The 3,566-nt window shown below is 59.6% G+C and carries 4 protein-coding genes; all 4 read right to left on the bottom strand.

The window, feature by feature from the left end; translation table 11 throughout:
* Positions 1-30 precede the first annotated feature (30 nt).
* Positions 31-585: a hypothetical protein gene (locus VMU57_RS21830; protein ID WP_325387303.1), complete on the bottom strand. Its 555-nt coding sequence runs from the start codon at positions 583-585 to the stop codon at positions 31-33.
* A 21-nt stretch (positions 586-606) separates the two neighbouring features.
* Complete coding sequence (locus tag VMU57_RS21825; protein ID WP_325387301.1) at positions 607-1,134, bottom strand: hypothetical protein; 528 nt, start codon at positions 1,132-1,134, stop codon at positions 607-609.
* A 171-nt stretch (positions 1,135-1,305) separates the two neighbouring features.
* Positions 1,306-1,638, bottom strand: coding sequence for a helix-turn-helix domain-containing protein (locus VMU57_RS21820; RefSeq protein ID WP_325387299.1), 333 nt, complete (start codon positions 1,636-1,638; stop codon positions 1,306-1,308).
* A gap of 137 nt (positions 1,639-1,775) precedes the next feature.
* A partial coding sequence (locus VMU57_RS21815; RefSeq protein ID WP_325387297.1) for a helicase-related protein occupies positions 1,776-3,566 on the bottom strand: 1,791 nt, incomplete at its 5' end.

The following is a 3,566-nucleotide window of genomic DNA, read 5'->3' as shown; positions in this document are numbered from 1 at the left end:
AGCGATGGTCGTGGACCGGGTATCAAAACATCAAAGGCGCGAAAGAGCCTCGCGAAGAGAATCGACTGCCTTCGACCCCACGACTGTCAGGTCCGGCGAACAGCCGGTGGAGTCTGCCGAATCGATCAATTCCTGAATGATGGCCTTCAGTCGGTCATCGGAATAGTGCTCGGGCGACCAGCTTGGACCTTGGTTGATGATGAAGTCGTCGACGCACTCAACCGCATTGCCCATAACGAAGATGCAGCCGCGGTCATCCAGATCATCCGCGGTCCAGGAGACTTCGCCGTTGAGGACGTAACCCAAAGGACCGAGAAAATGCTCGATCAGGAGCACCAGCCACAGACGCAGTCCATGCCGGCTCTCGGACTCGTCTGGAACGATCAGGTCTCGACCCTCCGAGAGTTCAAACAGCCCGGCGTGGCCAGGCAAATCCGGTTCCGCGCTGGCTGCAACAGCCTCGAAGATCGACGCGGTCTTCTCGGCACGTTCGTATTTTGAAAAGGCCAGCACAATCTCGGCGTGTTCTTCGGTAAGCGGCGGAACGATCTCGATCTTGCCACGGTAGTAGACGGAATAACCCATAGTGTCCCCTTTCGGCAGTGGCTAGAAGAGACTTATCTGAACTGGGATGGCTGGCGGAATTGGTTTGGATTCCGCCTCCGTGTGCGGTGGCTCTGTTGCCGGAGCTGCACTTTCAATCGCCCGCGGCGGGCGGTACTTGGCTTCCAGGCGTTCGAGCTCGCCTATTTCCGCCGCTCGAAGCGCCTCCGCTGCCTTCAACTGGTAACGCGCGAGGTAGTTGCGCTCGCACACGACACGCTGGACCGCATGCTCCACATCGCTGAAGGTGAACTCGGGATCGCCGTGGCATGGCCAGCGCAGAATCTTCTCGATGAACGCCATGCGATGACGGTCTCTGGTGAACCATGTCGAGTAAAAACCATGGATATCGTTGTGGGCGATGTTGCCGAAGGTCATCGAAATGCGGTTGTAGAGCTTTTTGGTGAAGAGGTCCCGTGCACAGCTAACATCGAGAAAGTGCAGCAAAGCGTTGCCGAAATCAGCTTTGTCGGTTGCGGTCGAGAATTTGGTGGGAACAAACTCCGAAGGGAGAAATGGGCCTTTGGGCATAGCACCCTCATGCAAAAGCAAAAGGCCAGCCGTAGCTGACCTTTTGCTTTGCCCTTGGTTGGCCGGATCTGTCGGCCTCGGTGGAACTGCTCTCCCAGCGACAACCCTATCATCGTTGGTTATTGGTGCGGAACGCCTCCTCGCCGAACGCGAGGGGTGATTCAAACCGCATCAAGCTGCGGCCGAAAGCGCCTGGCCCATCTCCCGGAGCTTCCGGTAGAGCGTCGTCTTGCCGATACCCAGCAACCGGGCCGCTTCTAGCGGCCTCCGATTCGACTTCTGGTAGGCCGCCAGGATCATCGCCCGCTCCACCTCCGCCATCGTTGGAAAGGCTCCGGTCTCTTGAACCTGGGCCAGTACGAGTGGAGTTGCCGCTTCGGCAGCCCGTTGCGTTAGCCGATCCGCTGCGGCCGAGATCAGATCGCGGGCCTGGGCCAAGCTCTGAATGCATTCAGGGTCATGCCGAATTACAACCTTCTCGACAACTCGCTCAACGATCTTCACGAGCGGCTCGGGCAGAGCGCCGCCACAACGCCGGCAATTGGCTCGATCATTCCATTGGACGAGTTCGCAATTGCGGCAACGAACCTTTTCCCGTTCCTCGCACATAATGTCACCTCTCAAGTTGAAAACGCGTCGGCTCATTCGAAGAGACTGAGCTGCACGTTGGTCTCGGTGGCCGTGGGCCACATGGCGGCCTTCTTCCGCTTCTTTGTCGGTGGGCTCGGATCCGACAGGTGAATTCCGAATGTCACTGGCGCCGAAGGTGCGGCAGCCGGTATTGGCAGATCGAGCACAGGGGTCGATTCATCTTCGGGTTCCGGCTCCGCAGCCGGACCGCGTGGCAGTACCTTTTCGCGTTCGTGGTCAAGCTCGCGCCATACCGCATCGGCCGATTCTCCCACACCGGCCTTCTCCACCAGTTCGCGGGCCATCGCGCTCATCAGGTCTTCATCGGTGTCGAGCGCCTGCAAACCTTCTCCCGAAAACTTGCCCTCCATCATCAGGGCCACCAGCATCTTCTTGCCCATCAGCCGGAGGCACGTCTCCTGCATCGTGCCAGAGTATGTGACAAACTTCACTCGGACTGGGAACCGCTGCCCGATGCGCCACGATCTTCGACTCGCCTGCCGCAGTGTGTGCAGCGAGTATCCCGTCTCGTAGAAGTAGAGGGTCGGAAACGCCAACAGGTCCAAACCCGTTTCAACCAGCTTGGGATGGCAGATGACGACCTCGATCCCGGCCTTCAGCTGCCGCTCGTACCAGTCCTCCCGCTTGTCGGTCGGCACTGAGGAGCGCAGCACGGCAACGCGAATGCCTTCCTGTCGCAACACCGTCTCCAACCGCGCCGTGACATCTTTCTCCCCAGTGTAGGTCGCATAGACCTGACAGCGCCTGCCTTGGCGCAGTTCCTCCTTTACATCGGCGATCAGCGCGCGCTCCTTCGCGTAGAGAGCCTCCCGCGTGAGGTTCTCCGGCACCGTCACGAGGAACTTCACATACTCCTTGGTCTGCGGATCGAAGGCCCGCGCCCAGATCTCGTCGAAGTCGTAGGGATGGTCGGGATAGAGTAGGAGCGTATTGAGCAGGATGCTCATCAGGCTCTTGTTGCCGCGATGTTCCTTCATCGCGGAGCGGATGTCCTCTTCCAGCTGTTCGTAGGCCTGCTGGAGAGCTTCGTCCATGTCCACCGAGACGACGCTCTCGTCGTAGCGAGGCAGATTGTCGGAGATGTCTTCGAGGGCCAGGAAGGCCGTCGTGTTCATCAAAAACTTGCCGAACAGAAGCGGCGAAGCCCCGGGCTTGCGCAGGACGCGCACCGTCTTCTTCGTGGCCCGCGAGCAGGCGTTGTCTGAGCCTTCAATCTTCTCGACGGTCTCAAGGACGCCGTACTGTTCCTGAAAATCGCGCCTGCCTTGTCCGCCGTAAGCAAAGCCTTCGCGTACCATTGCGCGCGGCTCCATACGGTAGAAGATGTTGAACAGGTCGTCCGCATAGCCGCCCATCAGAGTGCCTGTAAGCGCGATCAGGCGTTGCGCGGCGCGTCCGAGGACGCCGAGGCCGTTGCCCTGGGCCGTGTCGCCGGCCAACTGGTGCAGTTCGTCGGCAATCGCGAAGTCGAACCAGCCAGCCATGTAGCGACCGATATATTCGATCGGCGCCATACGCTGAATCCGGTTGCGGTCCGCCTGCCAGAGAGCCGAGAATCGCGTCGTCCCGTTGCGCGGTGATACCAGCGTCTCCGCGACTTTCTGCTTGTCGCGAAAGTCGAGGGTCGTGAGCTTCTCCATCTCCGAGTCGAGAATGGCCTCGCCCGAATCGGGATTTACGATCCCGCCCAGGTTCGGGCCGGACTTTGCCTTGAGGTAGACGTGGTCCCAGAAGTAGCTGAGCTTGCCTTTGTCCTTGCCGGTAATAAAGAAGGTCGGCCC

The organism is Edaphobacter sp. (assembly GCF_035532915.1).
Taxonomy (GTDB): domain Bacteria; phylum Acidobacteriota; class Terriglobia; order Terriglobales; family Acidobacteriaceae; genus Edaphobacter.
The sequence above is the reverse complement of the archived record's forward strand: the minus strand, read 5'-3'. Positions and strand labels throughout refer to the sequence as shown.